This window comes from Pseudomonas sp. HMSC066A08, assembly GCF_001813025.1.
In the GTDB taxonomy this organism is placed as follows: domain Bacteria; phylum Pseudomonadota; class Gammaproteobacteria; order Pseudomonadales; family Pseudomonadaceae; genus Pseudomonas; species Pseudomonas aeruginosa.
The window spans coordinates 33,469-50,224 of record NZ_KV811362.1 but is presented as its reverse complement, the minus strand read 5'-3'; the positions used below and the strand labels follow the sequence as shown (position 1 = coordinate 50,224).

20 protein-coding genes and 1 pseudogene are annotated in these 16,756 nt (G+C 67.8%); 14 read left to right on the top strand and 7 right to left on the bottom strand.

Annotated elements, in window-relative coordinates; all coding sequences use genetic code 11:
- The coding region (locus HMPREF2886_RS28405) for a cytochrome d ubiquinol oxidase subunit II (RefSeq protein ID WP_177344466.1) at positions 1-343 on the top strand (343 nt) is incomplete at its 5' end.
- Between the two features lie 10 nt (positions 344-353).
- Here HMPREF2886_RS28405 and HMPREF2886_RS28400 read toward each other — a convergent pair.
- The 3 genes from HMPREF2886_RS28400 to HMPREF2886_RS28390 form a co-directional block, all read right to left on the bottom strand.
- Positions 354-623 carry a hypothetical protein gene (locus HMPREF2886_RS28400; protein ID WP_033968805.1) on the bottom strand — a complete coding sequence of 90 codons (270 nt, stop codon included), beginning with the start codon at positions 621-623 and terminating at the stop codon, positions 354-356.
- 294 nt (positions 624-917) lie between these two features.
- Positions 918-1,202 carry a DUF2061 domain-containing protein gene (locus tag HMPREF2886_RS28395; protein ID WP_042168619.1) on the bottom strand — a complete coding sequence of 95 codons (285 nt, stop codon included), beginning with the start codon at positions 1,200-1,202 and terminating at the stop codon, positions 918-920.
- The gene (locus HMPREF2886_RS28390; RefSeq protein ID WP_003113674.1) at positions 1,199-1,708 is read right to left on the bottom strand and encodes a ferritin-like domain-containing protein; all 510 of its coding nucleotides are present in this window, start codon (positions 1,706-1,708) and stop codon (positions 1,199-1,201) included. The genes HMPREF2886_RS28395 and HMPREF2886_RS28390 overlap by 4 nt, the downstream gene beginning before the upstream one ends.
- Before the next feature lie 253 nt (positions 1,709-1,961).
- On the opposite strand from HMPREF2886_RS28390, the gene HMPREF2886_RS28385 reads away from it, so the two are divergent.
- The 3 genes from HMPREF2886_RS28385 to HMPREF2886_RS28375 all read left to right on the top strand — a co-directional run bounded on the left by HMPREF2886_RS28385 (position 1,962) and on the right by HMPREF2886_RS28375 (position 3,630).
- Complete coding sequence (locus HMPREF2886_RS28385) at positions 1,962-2,846, top strand: manganese catalase family protein (protein WP_033968806.1); 885 nt, start codon at positions 1,962-1,964, stop codon at positions 2,844-2,846.
- An 83-nt stretch (positions 2,847-2,929) separates the two neighbouring features.
- Complete coding sequence (locus HMPREF2886_RS34660; protein WP_033968807.1) at positions 2,930-3,100, top strand: hypothetical protein; 171 nt, start codon at positions 2,930-2,932, stop codon at positions 3,098-3,100.
- Between the two features lie 104 nt (positions 3,101-3,204).
- A complete protein-coding gene (locus HMPREF2886_RS28375; RefSeq protein WP_033968809.1) occupies positions 3,205-3,630 on the top strand; it encodes a low affinity iron permease family protein in 426 nt (141 codons plus the stop codon).
- A 19-nt stretch (positions 3,631-3,649) separates the two neighbouring features.
- Here the strand turns inward: HMPREF2886_RS28375 and HMPREF2886_RS28370 are convergent, their stop codons facing one another.
- On the bottom strand, positions 3,650-4,816 hold the full coding sequence (locus tag HMPREF2886_RS28370) for a zinc-dependent alcohol dehydrogenase (protein ID WP_070748816.1): 1,167 nt from the start codon (positions 4,814-4,816) through the stop codon (positions 3,650-3,652).
- 263 nt (positions 4,817-5,079) lie between these two features.
- On the opposite strand from HMPREF2886_RS28370, the gene HMPREF2886_RS28365 reads away from it, so the two are divergent.
- Positions 5,080-5,634, top strand: coding sequence for a ClpP family protease (locus HMPREF2886_RS28365; protein ID WP_033977604.1), 555 nt, complete (start codon positions 5,080-5,082; stop codon positions 5,632-5,634).
- A gap of 172 nt (positions 5,635-5,806) precedes the next feature.
- Positions 5,807-6,151: a con-10 family general stress protein gene (locus tag HMPREF2886_RS28360; RefSeq protein ID WP_033968814.1), complete on the top strand. Its 345-nt coding sequence runs from the start codon at positions 5,807-5,809 to the stop codon at positions 6,149-6,151.
- Positions 6,152-6,300: 149 nt separating this feature from the next.
- On the opposite strand, the pseudogene HMPREF2886_RS34455 reads toward HMPREF2886_RS28360, so the two are convergent.
- Positions 6,301-6,508 (bottom strand): annotated as a pseudogene (locus HMPREF2886_RS34455) (adenylate cyclase); the annotation flags it as partial.
- A gap of 278 nt (positions 6,509-6,786) precedes the next feature.
- On the opposite strand from HMPREF2886_RS34455, the gene HMPREF2886_RS28355 reads away from it, so the two are divergent.
- Together HMPREF2886_RS28355 and HMPREF2886_RS28350 are read left to right on the top strand one after the other, a co-directional pair.
- A complete protein-coding gene (locus tag HMPREF2886_RS28355; protein WP_033968817.1) occupies positions 6,787-7,200 on the top strand; it encodes a CBS domain-containing protein in 414 nt (137 codons plus the stop codon).
- Between the two features lie 7 nt (positions 7,201-7,207).
- Positions 7,208-8,185, top strand: coding sequence for an SDR family oxidoreductase (locus HMPREF2886_RS28350; protein ID WP_070748814.1), 978 nt, complete (start codon positions 7,208-7,210; stop codon positions 8,183-8,185).
- Here HMPREF2886_RS28350 and HMPREF2886_RS28345 read toward each other — a convergent pair.
- Positions 8,174-9,799: an alpha-amylase family protein gene (locus HMPREF2886_RS28345; protein WP_070748812.1), complete on the bottom strand. Its 1,626-nt coding sequence runs from the start codon at positions 9,797-9,799 to the stop codon at positions 8,174-8,176. The genes HMPREF2886_RS28350 and HMPREF2886_RS28345 overlap by 12 nt on opposite strands.
- Positions 9,789-11,336, bottom strand: a complete 1,548-nt coding sequence (locus tag HMPREF2886_RS28340) for an alpha-amylase family glycosyl hydrolase (protein ID WP_070748810.1) — start codon at positions 11,334-11,336, stop codon at positions 9,789-9,791. The genes HMPREF2886_RS28345 and HMPREF2886_RS28340 overlap by 11 nt, the downstream gene beginning before the upstream one ends.
- A gap of 197 nt (positions 11,337-11,533) precedes the next feature.
- Between HMPREF2886_RS28340 and hcnA the strand changes: the two genes are divergently transcribed.
- The 6 genes from hcnA to HMPREF2886_RS28310 all read left to right on the top strand — a co-directional run bounded on the left by hcnA (position 11,534) and on the right by HMPREF2886_RS28310 (position 16,752).
- Positions 11,534-11,848, top strand: a complete 315-nt coding sequence (hcnA, locus tag HMPREF2886_RS28335; RefSeq protein WP_003089025.1) for a cyanide-forming glycine dehydrogenase subunit HcnA — start codon at positions 11,534-11,536, stop codon at positions 11,846-11,848.
- Positions 11,845-13,239, top strand: coding sequence for a cyanide-forming glycine dehydrogenase subunit HcnB (gene hcnB, locus HMPREF2886_RS28330; protein WP_033977596.1), 1,395 nt, complete (start codon positions 11,845-11,847; stop codon positions 13,237-13,239). Before hcnA ends, hcnB begins: the two co-directional genes overlap by 4 nt.
- 2 nt (positions 13,240-13,241) lie before the next feature.
- Positions 13,242-14,495 (top strand): cyanide-forming glycine dehydrogenase subunit HcnC, encoded by a 1,254-nt coding sequence (gene hcnC, locus HMPREF2886_RS28325; protein ID WP_033968827.1) that lies wholly within the window; start codon positions 13,242-13,244, stop codon positions 14,493-14,495.
- 163 nt (positions 14,496-14,658) lie between these two features.
- The gene (locus HMPREF2886_RS28320; RefSeq protein WP_033968829.1) at positions 14,659-15,243 is read left to right on the top strand and encodes a TetR/AcrR family transcriptional regulator; all 585 of its coding nucleotides are present in this window, start codon (positions 14,659-14,661) and stop codon (positions 15,241-15,243) included.
- Between the two features lie 130 nt (positions 15,244-15,373).
- Positions 15,374-16,411 carry an NADP-dependent oxidoreductase gene (locus HMPREF2886_RS28315; RefSeq protein WP_033968831.1) on the top strand — a complete coding sequence of 346 codons (1,038 nt, stop codon included), beginning with the start codon at positions 15,374-15,376 and terminating at the stop codon, positions 16,409-16,411.
- Positions 16,408-16,752 (top strand): putative quinol monooxygenase, encoded by a 345-nt coding sequence (locus tag HMPREF2886_RS28310; RefSeq protein WP_033968833.1) that lies wholly within the window; start codon positions 16,408-16,410, stop codon positions 16,750-16,752. The genes HMPREF2886_RS28315 and HMPREF2886_RS28310 overlap by 4 nt, the downstream gene beginning before the upstream one ends.
- Positions 16,753-16,756 lie beyond the last annotated feature (4 nt).

The window sequence follows — 16,756 nt, the reverse complement described above, 5'->3', positions numbered from 1 at the left end:
CGCACGCTGGTTCAGCCTGCCGAACCTGTTCTGGCTGTTACCGGTGCCGCTCCTCGTGCTGGTGACGTTCCGCCAGTTGCTGCGGGCGGTGGCGACGGATGCCCAGGCCCAGCCCTTCATCCTCACGCTGGTGCTGATATTCCTCGGCTACAGCGGCCTTGGCATCAGCCTGTGGCCGAACATCGTGCCGCCGTCGCTGGACTTCCGCGCCGCCGCTTCGCCGCCGCAGAGCCAGGGCTTCATGTTGGTCGGCGCGCTGTTGATCATTCCCTTCATCCTCGGCTACACCGCCTGGAGCTACTACGTATTCCGCGGCAAGAGCGCCGATGCCGGCTATCACTGAGCCGGGCCGGTCAGGAACAGGCGCGCCCGATCCGCGGCGTACGGCGGGCACCGGCGAGGAGCAGGGCGAACTCGTCGTGAAGGACCTCGCTCATCCGGCGTACCGCCTCGTCACTGGCCAGGAGATCGAGGGCGACTCCTGGAATGGTGATGTTCTCTTGCGGATTGACATGGCTGCTGAATTGCAGGGTGACTTCGTGGGTATCGCTGATGGAAACCAGGCAGTCGTAGCCGGGCAGGTAATTTCGGAAACTGTTGGCAATCATGCGGGGCGTAGTCATGGCTGATACTCCAGGGTGGATCGTTACTCTGACCTTAGCCGCGACGATACCCGCGAGCGAAACATGCAACGATGGAAGGGCGCCTCTTCCAGGCAGGCGAAACGAAACGGCAAAGGCCGCGCTTTCTCCCTCGCGAACCGACGATTTCGGCGAAATTGCCGTATCGCGGGTGAGGCCAGGAAATCTTCTTTCCCAAGGAGACGTGCCTACGGGCACGCGAGACCCTCGCCGCTCCTCGAGCCGCCGGCTTGCTGCGCCCGGTGGCGGCTTTCGTCGCCCTGGAAGCGCGCCGGCTCAGTCGCGGCGTTCCGACGGCACCAGGTTGCCGTGGCCATGTCCGCTCTCCCGGCGCGGCCGGGCGCCGAAGCGCTGCCAGACACGCTCGTGGAAATAGAACGCCACGGTGTTGCAACTGGGTTCGATCAGCGCGATCAGGCCGCCGGTCAGCACCGAGCCGGTCAGCGTGTAGGCCACGCCGAAGGCGATGCTGAAGTGCAGTACGGCGAAGGTCAGGGTCTTGAGCAGGGGCGCCTGCGGGTCCGATCGCCCGCAGCACGCCCCGATCCCCCTTGGGTTCATCGCTTGGCCTCGGTATCCGGCTGAGAGTCGCGGGCAAGGAAGGCCTGGGTGAGTTCCGGCAGGTGGTCGCGCAACCAGTCCGCCATGGCTTGTTCCTGAGGCAGGATGCGTTCCAGCGCGGCAAGGGTTTCGGCGTCGCCGACCTCGCGGGCGGCGGCGATCAGCACGGTGTAGGCGGCGATCTCCATGTTTTCGAACACATAGCCGCTCATGGCGCCCTTGACCACTTCGTCGCTGACTGTCATGCCAGCCACCGCCTGGCCGAAGGCCATTAGCTTGGCGCCGATGTCCTTCAGCGTCGACGGACTGCTGTCCAGGCGCTTCAGGCACTCCTCGAGCAGACGCTGCTGGCCATGGGTTTCCTCGATGTGCTGTTCGATCCGCGTCTTCAGTTGCGGGTAGTGTTCCAGCCGTGCGGCTTGCGCCTTCAGCATCTGCTCGGCCTGCTGCTCCATGGCGTGGGCATCGCGCAGCCAGTCCAGAAGGTTTTCCTGTTTGCTCGTCATCGCGGTTCTCCTCGGTGTGTATGTGTCTGCTCAGAGGCGGGCACCGGGCGCAGCGTTCAGTTTCTTTCCCGACCGGTAGCAGTCAGCGCAGCGGCGCCGTTGCGCCAGGCGAGACGCGTTGGGGAAAAGTTCTGAACCATCGCCCGCCGCGGGATTCCGAGCTTCCGTGCGCAGGATGAAAGCGCCGCTTCGAATAGCCGTTGTTCGAATGTCCGTCGGAGGGAAGGTCCACGAACCCATAGAGGAACGAACCATGTTCGTACATGACAAGCGATTGCAGTACACCGTCAGGGTCGCCGCGCCCGATCCTGGCCTGGCCAACCTGCTGCTGGAGCAGTTCGGCGGGCCACAGGGCGAGCTGGCCGCCGCCATGCGCTACTTCACCCAGGGCCTCGGCGAGTGCGATCCCGGTCGCAAGGACCTGCTGATGGACATCGCCACCGAGGAACTCAGCCACCTGGAAATCATCGGTTCGATCGTCGGCATGCTCAACAAGGGCGCCAAGGGTCGCCTGGCCGAAGCGGTGGAGGAGGAGGCCGAGCTGTACCGTTCGTTGACCGGAGGCGGCAACGACTCGCATATCACCTCGCTGCTTTACGGCGGCGGGCCCGCCCTGGTGAACTCCGGTGGCGTGCCCTGGAGCGCGGCCTACATCGATACCATCGGCGAGCCGACCGCGGACCTGCGTTCCAACATCGCCGCCGAGGCGCGCGCGAAGATCGTCTACGAACGACTGATCAACCTCACCGACGACCCCGGCATCAAGGATGCGCTGACCTTCCTCATGACCCGCGAGCTGGCGCACCAGCTTTCCTTCGAAAAGGCCCTGCACTCGATCCAGCCGAACTTCCCGCAAGGCAAGCTGCAAGGGATGCCGGAGTTCGCCCGGCGTTACCTGAACATGTCGCGCGGCGAGGGCGACACGCGCGGTTCCTGGAACGAGGGAGATGGCTGGGAATACGTGGAAGCGCCACTGCCGGCCCTGGATGGAGGCGACGGCACGGCCAGCGTGAACCTGTCCGAGACCGAGCAGGAGGTGTTGCAGCGAATGGCAGACCGCACCCGCTCCGACCCCATGGCCGATCCGCTGACAGGTGCGGACCTGGGCGCCGGCGCAGCTGCCGACAAAGCGCCTTGAGCGCGGATGCCCGACGCCGGCGGGCGAGTCCCGGCCTCCACGCCCGGCACCTTAGCGTGGAGGCATGGCAGAGGAGCCTCGAGATGACCGCCAGGCGCGAAACACCCGAGACAGAAAACACCCCGCTGAGCCCCGACTCGCCGGCGCTACGTCCCGAGCGGGGCAAGCGCGACCAGGCGAGCGAGGCGCAACCGGAATTCGCCCCGGACGATCCCGACGTAGCGGGCCCCGGCGAAGCCCGTCGTCCCGCCTGAAGTCGCCGGCGCCCGCAGGGCGCCGGTCATTTCGTCCGGTCGTTGGAAAGCCCGGCGAGGCGGGCGGTCATCAGTAGGGAGAATGCAGCAGGGAGTCCGCCGCCATGAGTTTTTCCCGTTTCGCCCAACGCCTGTCCAACTGGGCCGGCCGCCCGCCGACCTTCGTCGTTGCCCTCGGATTGATCCTGTTATGGGCGATCAGCGGGCCGTTCTTCGACTTCAACGATACCTGGCAACTGGTGATCAATACCTCGACCACCATTGTCACCTTCCTCATGGTCTTCCTCATCCAGAACACCCAGAACCGCGATACCGACGCGCTGCACATCAAGATCGACGAACTGTTGCGCAGCACCCGGCGTGCCCACAATGCGCTGCTCGGTCTGGACGACCTGGACGCCGATACCCTTCGCGAACTGCGTCAGCGCTACCAGCACATGGGCGAGCAGGACGGCGAGACGCCGGAAAGCGTCGCCGCCGAGGAAGAGCGCCAGTGCGGATGCGGCGAGGAGCGACGGCGCGACGACTGAACCGCCGCGCCGCGACGGCTCATGGGCGCAGGACGACCTTGCGGCAATCCTCGCGTTTTTCGTCGAACAGGGCGTAGCCTTCCGGTGCGTCGTCCAGACGCAGGCGGTGGCTGATGATCGCCTCGGGATGCAGGTCGCCGTTGCCGATGTGTTCGAGCAAGGCCGGCAGCAGTACCTGTACATGGGTCTGGCCCATCTTGAAGGTCAAGCCCTTGTCGAAGGCATCGCCGAACAGGAAGCCATGGATGAAGCCGGCATACACGCCCGGCACGCTCACCGTGCCGCCCCGCCGGACAGCCGCGATGCACTGGCGCAGTGCCTTGCCGCTGCTGGCTTCGAGCTTGAGCGCGGTGAGCACGGTTTCGGTGACGCTGCCCTTGGCCTCGAAGCCCACCGCGTCGATCACCGCGTCGACGCCGCGGTGCCCGTCGGTGCGCTCGATGATCGCCGCGGCGGGATCGTCCTCCTGGTCGAAGTCGATGGGAATCGCGCCGTAGGTGCGCGCGGCGAAGTCCAGCCGGTAGGGATGGTGGTCGACGATGAATATCCGCTCGGCACCCAGCATCCGCGCGCAGGCGGCGGCCATCAGGCCGACCGGGCCGGCGCCGTAGATCGCCACGCTACTGCCCTGGCGGACGTCGGCATTGCGCACCGCCTGGTAGCCGGTGGGGAGGATGTCGCTGAGGAACAGCACGCGTTCGTCGTCCATTACGTCGGGGATCACGAAAGGCCCGCTGTTGGCCTTGGGCACCCGGACGTATTCGGCCTGGCCACCCGGCACGCCGCCGTACAGGTGGCTGTAGCCGTAGAGCGCCGCGCCCGGCGGAATCTGCTTCTTGTTGAGGATCGCGCCGCGCCCCGGGTTGGTGGTCTCGCAGGCGGCGTGCAGGTTCAGGCGGCAGAAGAAGCACTCGCCGCAGGCGATGACGAAGGGCACCACCACCCGGTCGCCCGGACGCACCGCGGTCACGGCCGGACCGACTTCCTCGACGATGCCCATGAACTCGTGGCCGAGGATGTCGCCCTGCTCGACCATGGGGATCTTGCCCCGGTAGAGATGCAGGTCGGAGCCGCAGATGGCGGTGGCGGTCACGCGAAGCAGCAGGTCGTCGGGCTCCTGCAGGCGCGGTTCGGCAACCCGGTCGATACGGACATCGTGGCTGCCGTGGAAGGTGAGGGCGCGCATGGCATTGCTCCTGGCTGTGGCTGGTGCAGGTGGGGCGTGCGCAGCAGCACCGGAGTTCATTCGGCGGGATGGGTGGCGCTCGATACCGGCCCCCCCGGGGGCCGCTGCCCGCGCGCTTGAGTCGTGGAGGCCGGCGAGGAACGCAGGCCCTCGCTCCCTGGGTGCCATTCGTCGCGACGATGGCTCACGGCGGCCGTACGGCAATCCTCTGTAGGGAAAGCATTGCAGACCGTCGAGGAACCGATACGGAAAGAGAGGCGAGCATGTCCAAGCAGCACATCATCCATTTCACCGGACCGATCAATTCGTCCACCTGCGGCAATCTGATCAACACGTGCGCCAAGGTCCTGCAACAGGAGGCCGAGGAGTTGCGGATCAACATCGCCACCATGGGCGGGGAATGCAGCTACGGCTTTACCCTGTACAACTTCCTGCGCGCGCTGCCGGTGCCGGTACACACCCACAACCTGGGTACCGTCGAGTCGATGGGCAACATCCTGTTCCTCGCCGGCGAGCGACGCAGCGCCAGTGCCCACAGCAAGTTCCTGTTCCATCCTTTCCACTGGACCCTGCATGGCGCGGTGGACCATGCGCGGATGGCGGAATACGCGATGAGCCTCGACTACGACCTGGAGCTTTATGCCCGGATCGTCGCCGAGAACACCCATGATGCGCCGGAACGCCTGGACATCCCGCGCTACCTGATGGCCTATCCGCGCATCCTCGGTCCGGAAGACGCCCTGGCTTGCGGACTGATCCATACGGTGGACGATTCGCCTATACCCGCTTCCGCCTGCCAGTGGAGTATCCATTCCTAGCTTCCCCGCGCCCGCATATTCCGGCAAGCGGAAGGCCTTGGATCGGCTAATGAATTTTTCGTCCCAGGGCGCCCGCAAAGAGTTTGAACGATCCATCGCGCAAGCCTTCGGAGTAAGTGCACGCGGCGAAAAACGCCGCATCCCTTTCAACCCTCGAGAGGAGGACACGAGCATGACCGACAAACGACAAGGCATGAGCACCAGCGAAGCCGGGCAGAAAGGCGGCGAAGCTACCTCCAGGAGCCACGGCAAGGAGTTCTACCAGGAGATCGGCCACAAGGGTGGCCAGGCCAGCGGCGGCAACTTCGCCAATGACCCGCAGCGCGCCGCCGAGGCCGGGCGCAAGGGTGGCCAGCAGAGCGGAGGCAATTTCGCCAATGACCCGGAAAGAGCCGCCGAGGCGGGCCGCAAGGGCGGCCAGCAGAGCGGCGGGAACTTCGCCAACGATCGGGAAAAGGCCTCCGAGGCAGGACGCAAGGGCGGCCAGCACAGTCACGGCGGCGGACGCTCGTCCTGACCGTACCGAACCGCTGAAGCGGACGGCGCATCCCCAACGGGATGCGCCGTTTTCACAGCGGCCGAAGAGAGCCGGTCCCGGGCTTCGGAAAGTCCCCTGCGAACAGCCGGCAGGATGCCCAGGCCGCCGGGGAAAGCGGCGACCTTCGCGCCATGGAATCCGTCTTCGCTCAGGGGATCCTTTGCACCGAGGGGGTACCTGACCGCGGTATTCCTTCCTTCTCGCCTCGAGACCACCACTGCCATGCGCCTCGATCGAGGGCGCTACCAGGAAGAGGTCATAATCGGCGGTCATCGCCAGCCCGCAAGCCGTGCTGGCCAGTACCTGTACCGCTTCCGACCGCCCCAGGCGGCTGATCCCGTGCCTGCATATCCGCAGGGCGCAGAGGACCGTCGATACGCATGGTTCGTTTTCCCGCATATGCCGAAGAAGGGCTCGAGAATAAGAATCCGGGCAGCGGCGAGATATCAGAAAACGCGGGCAAATTTTTTGTTTTCCGCACGCTGCCCGCGCGAGCGCTAGCGAGGTAGACGGCTGCGACGCCGGGAAGAAACTTCGAACTCCCCGCACCCGGGCGATTCACAAGCAGGGAGAGCCGCGCCGAAAACGGCGCGCCGGAAGAAGGAGACAGAACGATGAAAGTCCGGGAAATCATGAGTCGCGAAGTACGTACCGTCACCCCACAGACCACCCTCGGCGAGGCGGCGCTGCTGATGCGCCAGGCCGATATCGGCGCCTTGCTGGTCAACGAGGGCGAGCGCCTGACCGGCGTGGTCACCGACCGCGACCTGGCGGTGCGCGGCCTCGCCGACGGACTCGGAGCCGAGCGCCCGGTGCGCGAGGTGATGAGCGGGGATCTGCGCTACTGCTTCGAGGACGAGGAAGTGGACCATGTGGCGAAGAACATGGCGCAACTGGAGAAGCGCCGCTTGCCGGTAATGGATCGCAACAAGCGCCTGGTAGGCATCGTCTCGCTGGCCAACATCGCGACCTGCAACACCGACAAGCTCAGCGCCAACCTCTTGCGCGGCGTGGCTCGCGCGCACTGAGGCGGCCATGACGGAACGACGGGTGGTGGCGATCTGCGGCGGCAGCGCCGGGGTCGGGCGAGCCACGGCGCATGTCTTCGCCCGAGCCGGATACGCCGTGGCGATCCTGGCCCGCGGCGAGCGCGGCCTCGCCGATACCGCGGCGGAATTGCGCGGCTACGGCGTCCCGCTGTCGACGCTCAGCGTCGACGTGGCCGATGCCGATGCGCTGCGCGCGGCGAGCGAGCGCCTGGAGCGTGAGCTGGGAACCCCGGACGTCTGGGTCAACGCGGCGATGGTCACGCTGTTCTCGCCCGTACGCCAGCTCACCGCAGAGGAGATCCGCCGGGTCACCGAGGTCACCTACCTGGGCACCGTGCATGGCACCCTGGCCGCCCTTCAGCGCATGCGAGCGCGCGATCGCGGAGTGATCGTCCAGGTCGGCTCGGCGCTGGCCTACCGGGCGATCCCGCTGCAATCGGCGTACTGCGCGGCGAAGTTCGCCGTGCGCGGCTTCACCGACGCACTGCGCTGCGAACTGCTGGAGGAGGGCAGTGGGATCCGCCTGTGCATGGTGCAGTTGCCGGCGGTCGACACCCCGCAGTTCGACTGGGCGCGCAACCGCCTGCCGCGAAAACCGCAACCGGTGCCGCCGATCCATCACCCCAATGTGGCGGCCCATGCGATCCTCGATGCGGTCGACAAGACCCCGCGGGAACTCTGGCTGGGCGCCTCGACCCTGCAGGCGATCCTCGGCACCAGCGTGGCGCCGGGCCTGCTCGACCGCCTGCTGGCGCGGCGTGCCTACCTCGGCCAGATGAGCGAGCAGGTCGAGCCGGGCGGACGTCCGGACAATCTGTTCCAGCCCCTGGAGCAGGGCCACGCCACCTGTGGTCGCTTCGCCAGCCGCTCGCGCTGCTCGGCATTGCTGCTCAGCGCCTCTACGGTTTCCTGGGGCTTGCTTGGCGCGGCCCTGCTGCTGTCCGCCGTGTTGCTATGGATCTGAGCCGGCGCGGCGGAACCAGCGGTAGCCATAGCCGGAGAGCGCCACCCGGGTGCCTTGGGGCGCAGGGTAGTCGCCATCGGCGAGGATCTCCCGGTAGGCACCGAGGTCCGGTTCGGCGAGGTTGGCGAGTACGGGACGCTCGGCCAGGTTGACCAGCATCAGGCTGCCGGGTGCCTGGCCAAGGTCATGGCGAATGGCGAACAGCGCCGGCTGGTCCGAGGGCACCAGGCTGGCTTGGCCGAGGCCGGTCTCCGGTAGCTCGGCGCGCAGCCGGGACAAGCGGCGGACGCGCGTGAGAAGGGAGTCCGGCGCCTTCTCCTGGGCAGCCACGTTGACCCGCGAGCAGGCGAACGGACCGTCGTCGATCGGTGCCACCACCAGCCGCTCCACAGGAGCATCGGAAAAACCGCCGTTGGGCTCGGCGCTCCACTGCATCGGCGTGCGCACCGCCAGGCGCTCCGGCCGCCGCAGGTCGTCACCCATGCCGATCTCTTCGCCGTAGCGCAGGATCGGCGTACCCGGCAGGGACAGCAGCAGGGCATAGGCCATCGCCTGGCGTCGCGGATCGCCGCCCAGCATGGGCGCGAGGCGCCGGCGGATGCCGCGACCGTAGAGGCGCATGTCCTCTTCCGGAGCGAAGGCCCGCATGACTTCCTCGCGCTCGGCATCGCTCAGGCGCTCCAGGTCCAGCTCGTCATGGTTGCGCAGCCACAGGGCGTAGCCGCAGCCCGGCGCGGGCACCGGCTGGCGAACCAGCGCATGGCGCAGGGGGGCGGCGTCCTGGCGGGCGAGGGCGAGGAACAGGTGGTTGTTGATCCAGAAGTCCAACACCAGCCCCAGGCGCCGGCCATCGCCATCGCCGCCGCCGCCGCCGAAATAATGCCGATAGCGCTCCGGCTCGACATCCACCTCGCCCATCAGCAGCGCCTGCGGTGCATGCCGGGCGAGTCGTTCGAGCAACCAGGCGCCATGTCGCTCGTCGCCGCCGCCGGCCTGCTCGACCAGGTGCGAGGCGGCGTCCAGGCGGAAGCCGGCGACGCCCAGGTCCAGCCAGTGGCTCATGATCCGCTCGATCTCCTCGATGACCCGCAGGTTCTTCAGGTCGAGATCCGGCTCATGGCTGTAGAAAAGATGGCGGTAGTACTGTCCGGCCTGGGCGTCCCAGCTCCAGATACTGTCCTCCACGCTAGGAAAGATCGGCCGGTTGCCATCCTCGTGCGGGCGGTCCGCCCACAGGTAATAGTCGCGGCAGGGCGCCTCGCGATCATGCCGCGCGGAGACGAACCAGGGATGCTGGTCCGAGGTGTGCTGCACCACCAGTTCGAGGATCACCCGCATGCCCCGCGCGCCGGCCTCGCTCACCAGCCGTCGGAGATCTTCCTCACTGCCGAAACGCGGGTCGAGCGTCAGGTGATCGCTGACGTCGTAGCCGGCATCGCGGAACGGCGAGCGATACAACGGCATCAGCCATAGCGCGCCGACGCCCAGGTCGCGCAGGTAGTCGAGACGCTCGACGATGCCGCCGAGGTCGCCGCAGCCGTCCGCGTCGCTGTCGCGGAACAGCGACGGATCGATCTGGTAGATCAGGCAATGGCGGAACCATTCAGCGTCCATCGCCATTCCCCCTGGGCCGCAGCAGCAGTGCCTGGCCACCTCCCAGGCGGCCGGCATAGGCCTCGCCGTCGCCGCGAGCGTCGCTGGCTACCTCGATCTCCCAGGCGCCGGACAGCGGGAAGACATGCCCGGCTTCGGCGAAGTTGATGCAGACCAACCGCTGGTCCTCGCCGTGGCGACGGCGATAGGCGAGGACCTCGGGGTGCGACGGCAACTCTTCCCAGTCGCCCAGTTGCAGGGCAGGGCTGCCACGCCGGCAGGCGAGCAGGCGGCGATACAGGGCGAGTACCGAGCCGGGGTCGCGCTCCTGGACTTCCGCCGCCAGTTCTTCCGCCTGCGGCGGGAACGGCAGCCAGGTGGGGGCGCCCGTCCAGCCGTGGGGAGATGCGGCGTTCCATGGCAAGGGCGCGCGGCTGCCATCGCGGCCGCCGGGGTCGGCACGCTGCGCCGGGGCGAGCGCCACGTCCTCCAGGCCCAGTTCCTCGCCCTGGTAGATGAACGGCGTGCCGCGCAGGGTCAGCAACAGCACGGCGGCGGCCCGCGCTCGGGCCAGGGAGCCGCCGTAGCGTGTGCGATGACGAGTGTTGTCGTGGTTGGAAAGCACCCAGGTCGGCCAGGCCGCCGCCTGGTTGAGCGTCGCCTCCACTTCGCGGATGCACAGGCGCAGCGTTACCGGATCCCACGGTGCGTCCAGCGGCGGGAAGTTGAAGGACATGTGCAGCTCGTCGCTGGCGCCGTAGTAGGCGGCGATCCGCGCGGTGGAGCGGATGTTCACCTCGCCCACCAGGACGCGCTCGCCGGGATAGCGGTCGACCAGCCGGCGCAGGCCGCGCAGCACCTCGTGGCTATAGGGCTGGTCGTTGATCCGGGCCATGCTTTCGCCGGCGGCGCAGCGTGGGTCGTCGGCGAACACGGGGTCCTTGCCGATACAGTGGGCTACGTCGATGCGGAAGCCATCGACGCCGCGCTCCAGCCAGAAGCGCAGGACCTCGTGCATCGCCGCTACCACCTGGGGGTTGCGCCAGTTCAGGTCCGGCTGCTGTGGCAGGAAGAAATGCAGGTAGTACTGCTGGCTGGCCTCGTCCCAGGTCCAGGCGCTGCCGCCATCGATGGAGGCGCGCCAGTTGTTCGGCTGGTCGCGCCAGATGTACCAGTCGCGACGCGGATCGTCGCGCCCGCGGCGGGCGGCGAGGAACCAGGGGTGCTGGTCGGAGGTGTGGTTCGGGACGAAGTCCAGCAGCACCCGCAAGCCACGGGCGTGGGCTTCGTCGAGCAGGCGGTCGAGGTCGGCGAGGGTACCGAACAGCGGGTCGATGTCGCAGTGGTCGCAAATGTCGTAGCCGGCATCGCGCATCGGCGAGCGATACACCGGCGACAGCCAGAGGGCGTCGACGCCAAGGCGGTGCAGGTGGTCCAGGCGCGCGACCAGGCCGGGCAGGTCGCCGATCCCGTCGCCGTCGCTGTCGGCGAACGAACGCGGGTAGACCTGGTAGATCACCGCGCGTTTCCACCAGGGCGGCTGGAAGGATTGCAGCATGGGGCCTCCACGGGTGAGCCGGGTTTCCTGCTTGGAACCCTGGGGCCGGCGCGGGTTCGACTTTTCCGCGCGAGCGCCTGCACCCCACCTACCAGAATTGGCAGGGGAAGATACCCACCTGTCATGGATCAATGTCCGCGCCCGGCCCGACTCCTAGTGTCGCCGGCTCCCGACTCTCTCTCACGGATGAAAGGGCAATGCACCTTCTTGAACGTCAACACGATATCCAGCCCCTCTCGCGGGCAGACATGACCATCCACCTCAATGGCCAGCCCGTCGCGGCGGCGGCCGGTGAGACCGTGCTCAACGTGCTCAATGCCGTGGGCCTGCGCCGGCTCGCGCGCAACGACCATGGCCAGGCCAGCGGCGCCTTCTGCGGCATGGGCGTATGCCACTGCTGCCTGGTCGCCATCGACGGCCGGCCCAAGCGCCGCGCCTGCCAGACCGTCGTCCGGCCGGGCATGCGGGTGGAAACCGAAAGCAACCGCTTCGACCGGGAGGAACGGCCATGAACCTGCGCCCGGTGATCGTCGGCGGCGGCTCGGCCGGCATGGCCGCGGCCATCGAGCTGTCCAGGCGCGGGGTCCCCTGCGTCCTCTTCGACGAGGCCTCGCGTCCCGGCGGGGTGGTCTACCGCGGCCCCTTGCGGGCCGGCGTCGATCCGGCCTACCTCGGCGCGCGCTACACCCGGATGCTGGAGAAACTGCGGCGCGATTTCTCCGCCTGCGCCGGGCACATCGACCTACGCCTGAACAGCCGCGTGGTCGGTGGCGACGGCCAGCGCCTGATGGTCCTCGACGAGGCGGAACGGCTGCACCAGGTGGAGTATTCGCACCTGCTCCTGGCCACCGGCTGCCATGAGCGCAGCGTGCCGTTCCCCGGCTGGACCCTGCCCGGGGTGATGCTCCTCGGCGGCCTGCAATTGCAGATCAAGAGCGGCGTGGTGAAGCCCCTGGGCGATACCCTGATCGCCGGCAGCGGTCCGCTGCTGCCACTGGTGGCCTGCCAACTGCATGCGGCCGGGGTTCGCGTCGCCGGGGTCTACGAGGCCTGCGCGTTCGGCCGCATGGCCAGGGAAAGCCTGGCGCTGCTGAACAAGCCACAACTGTTCCTCGACGGCCTGAGCATGCTCGGCTATCTCAAGCTCAACGGCATCCCGCTGCACTATGGCTGGGGCGTGGTGGAGGCCAGCGGCGAGGGGGAGCTGGCGGAGGTAACGGTGGCGCCCTACGACGAAGAGTGGCGGCCCGACCTGGAAAACGCGCGGCCGGTGAAGGCCAGCACCCTGGCGGTCGGCTATGGCTTCATCCCGCGCACCCAGCTCAGCCAGCAGTTGGGCCTGGAGCACGGCTTCAGCGACGACGGATACCTGCGCGCGGAGTGCAACGTCTGGCAGCAGAGCAGCCAACCGCACATCCACCTGGCCGGCGACATGGCGGGTATCCGCGGCGGCGAGGCGGCGATGATCGGCGGGCGCATCGCGGCCTTGTCGATCCTCCTGCAGCGCGAGGCCATCGCGCCCGCCGAGGCCATCGAACGTCGCGAATCCCATCTCGCCCGCCTGGAGGCGATCAAGCGCTTCCGCGCCGGAGTCGAGCGCTACACCCAGCGCGGCGCCCGCCAGGTCGAACTGGCGCGGGCCGATACGGTGATCTGCCGCTGCGAACAGGTCACCCGCGGCGACATCGAGCGCGCGCTCGAACAGGGCGTGCAGGACATCGCCGGGCTGAAGATGCGCACCCGCGCCGGCATGGGCGACTGCCAGGGGCGGATGTGCATCGGCTACTGCAGCGACCGCCTGCGCCGCGCCACCGGACGCCACGACGTCGGCTGGCTGCGGCCGCGTTTCCCGATCGATCCGATCCCGTTTTCCGCATTCCAGAACCTCGGTACGGAAGCCTGAACATGAACAGAACCTATGACATCGTGATTGCCGGCGGCGGCGTGATCGGCGCGTCCTGCGCCTACCAACTGTCCAGGCGCGGCAACCTGCGCATCGCCGTGGTCGACGACAAGCGACCGGGCAACGCCACCCGCGCCTCGGCCGGTGGCCTCTGGGCCATCGGCGAATCGGTGGGACTGGGCTGCGGGGTGATCTTCTTCCGCATGATGTCCTCCCGCCACCGGCGCGAGGCCCAGGGCGCGGCGGTGGCGGTGGACGCGAGCACGCCGCACATCCTGCCGCCGGCGTTCTTCGACCTCGCCCTGCAGTCCAACGCGCTGTACCCGGAACTGCATCGGGAACTGATCGAACGCCACGGGATGGACTTCAAGTTCGAGCGCACCGGCCTGAAATACGTGATCCAGGACGACGAGGATCGCCAGTACGCCGAGCACATCGTGGCGCAGATCCCGCATCTGGCCGAGCAGGTGCGCTGGCTGGACCGCGAGGAACTGCGTCGTGCCGAGCCGGCGGTCAGCCACGCGGCCCACGGCGCGCTGGAATTCCTCTGCGACCACCAGGTCAGCCCGTTCCGCCTGGCCGACGCCTACCTGGAGGCGGCGCGCCAGAACGGCGTCGAGCTGTTGCCGGGAACCAACGTCACCGGCGTGCTGCGCCAGGGCCGGCGGATCAGCGGGGTGCGCACGGACAATGCCGGGGTGCTGCATTGCCGGACCCTGATCAACGCCGCCGGCGCCTGGGCCGCGGAGCTCAGCGAACTGGCCACCGGCCGGCGCATCCCGGTGAAGCCGGTGAAGGGCCAGATCGTCCTCACCGAGCGCATGCCACGACTGCTGAACGGTTGCCTGACCACCAGCGACTGCTACATGGCGCAGAAGGACAATGGCGAGATACTGATCGGCAGCACCACCGAGGACAAGGGTTTCGACGTCAGCAACACCTTCCCGGAAATCGCCGGCCTGGTGCAGGGCGCGGTGCGTTGCGTGCCGGAGCTGCAACAGGTCAACCTCAAGCGCACCTGGGCCGGCCTGCGCCCGGGCTCGCCGGACGAACTGCCGATTCTCGGTCCGGTGGCGGAGGTGGAGGGCTACCTGAATGCCTGCGGGCATTTCCGCACCGGCATCCTCACGTCGGCGATCACCGGGGTGCTGCTCGACCGGCTGGTCCACGAAGAGACGCTGCCGCTGGACATCGCGCCGTTCCTCGCCGCGCGCTTCCAGCCGGAGCCTGCCGCCGTGGCGGTCGCGGCCTGCTAGGCCCGCGAGGCGCAAATCCGCGGAGCGGGGCGGGCGCCGGACCGGCGTCCGTTCCGCCCGGCTCCCGAGAGCGGAGGGACTGCGGCGCAGTTGCCGTCGGCGCTATACTCATGGCTTCGAATCACTTCTAGACGACTGGTCTAATTCACGCTACCGTGCGCCCATGAAACCCAGCTACGACGACACCCGCCAGCATCTGCTCGATACCGGATACCGGATCATGGCGGTCAAAGGCTTCTCCGGAGTCGGCCTCAACGAAATCCTGCAGACCGCGGGCGTTCCCAAGGGCTCGTTCTACCACTACTTCAAATCCAAGGAACAGTTCGGCCAGGCCCTGCTGGAGGACTACTTCCGCGTCTACCTGGCGGACATGGACCAGCGCTTCGCCGCGCCAGGGCTGAATGCCCGCGAACGACTGATGAGCTACTGGCAGAAGTGGCTGGACAACGCCTGCCCACCCTGCGACGAGCAGCGCTGCCTGGTGGTCAAGCTCAGCGCCGAGGTCGCGGACCTTTCGGAAAGCATGCGCATCACCCTGCGCGACGGCTCGGACGGGATCATCGAACGCCTGGTCGGCTGCCTCGGGCAGGGCCGCGACGACGGCTCCCTCGCGCCCTGCGACGCCCGCCACATGGCCAGCGCGCTGTACCAGTTGTGGCTCGGCGCGAGCCTGCTGAGCAAGCTGCACCGCAGCCCGGGACCGCTGGAGACAGCCATGCAGGCCACCCGGAGCCTGCTGGAAATCTGAGGTACCGCCAGGAAATACCCGCCCCGCAAGAGGCGGGTATTTTTTCGACCCGTCAATAGTTGACTGGTCTAATTTGCCCGGCGCACGGCATGAGCCGTTCGCCACATTCGTCAGACAGAGGAGTCTGGAAATGTCCCAATCCACGCAGGTCAACCGCCGCATCGTCCTCGCCTCGCGCCCCCACGGCGCCCCGACCCGGGATAACTTCCGCATCGAGCAGGTTCCGCTTCCTGAGCCCGGCGCGGGCCAGGTGCTGCTGCGCACCGTCTACCTGTCGCTCGATCCCTACATGCGCGGACGGATGAGCGACGCGCCGTCCTACGCGCCACCGGTGGAACTCGGCGCGGTCATGGTCGGCGGCACGGTCAGCCGGGTGGAAGCCTCGAACCATCCCGGGTTCAAGGTCGGCGACTGGGTACTCTCGGCCAACGGCTGGCAGGACTACGCGCTATCCGACGGCAGCGGCCTGGCGCGCCTGGGCGAGTCGCCGGAGCATCCGTCCTACGCCCTGGGCCTGCTCGGCATGCCCGGTTTCACCGCCTATATGGGCCTGCTCGACATCGGCAAGCCCCGGGCCGGCGAGACCCTGGTGGTGGCCGCCGCCACCGGGCCGGTCGGCGCCACCGTCGGACAGATCGGCAAGCTCAAGGGCTGCCGGGTGGTCGGCGTCGCCGGCGGTGCGGAAAAATGTCGCCACGCCGTGCAGGTGCTCGGCTTCGATGCCTGCCTCGACCACCATGCCGCGGACTTCGCCGAACGACTGGCCGAGGCCTGCCCGGACGGCATCGACATCTATTACGAGAACGTCGGCGGCAAGGTCTTCGACGCCGTCTTCCCGCTGCTCAACGCCAAGGCCCGGATCCCGGTCTGCGGCATCGTCGCCCACTACAACGACACCGAGCTGCCACCCGGGCCGGACCGCTTGCCGGCGCTGATGGGCACGATCCTGCGCAAGCGCATCAAGGTGCAGGGCTTCATCATCTTCGACGACTACGGCCATCGCTACGATGAATTCCAGCGCGACATGTCGAAGTGGTTCGCCGACGGCCTCATCCAGTACCGCGAGGAGCGGGTCGACGGCCTGGAAAATGCCCCCGAGGCCTTCTTCGGCCTGCTCCAGGGACGCAATTTCGGCAAGCTGGTGGTGCGCGTCGGAGCCGACGCATGAACCGGGCGATCCGCGTGGTAGCGCTGTTGCAGGCGCGCGAGGGCAGGGCGGCGGAGGTCGAGCGGCTGCTGCTGGCCTGCGTGCCGCCGTCGCGGGCCGAGGACGGCTGCCTGTCCTATGTCCTGCACCGGAGCCTCGACGAGGCCGGGCGCTTCGTCTTCGTCGAGCGCTGGGCCGACCGCGACGCCATCGAGCGGCACCGACGGATGCCGCACTACAGGGCGATGGCCGATGCCGTCGCCGATCTCCTGGCGGACCGCCAGGTGTTCCTCCTCGAGGAACTGCCAGCGGCCGGCCTGTCTCCGGTAGATCCGGAACCTACAAGACCCCACGAGGAGTGAAACG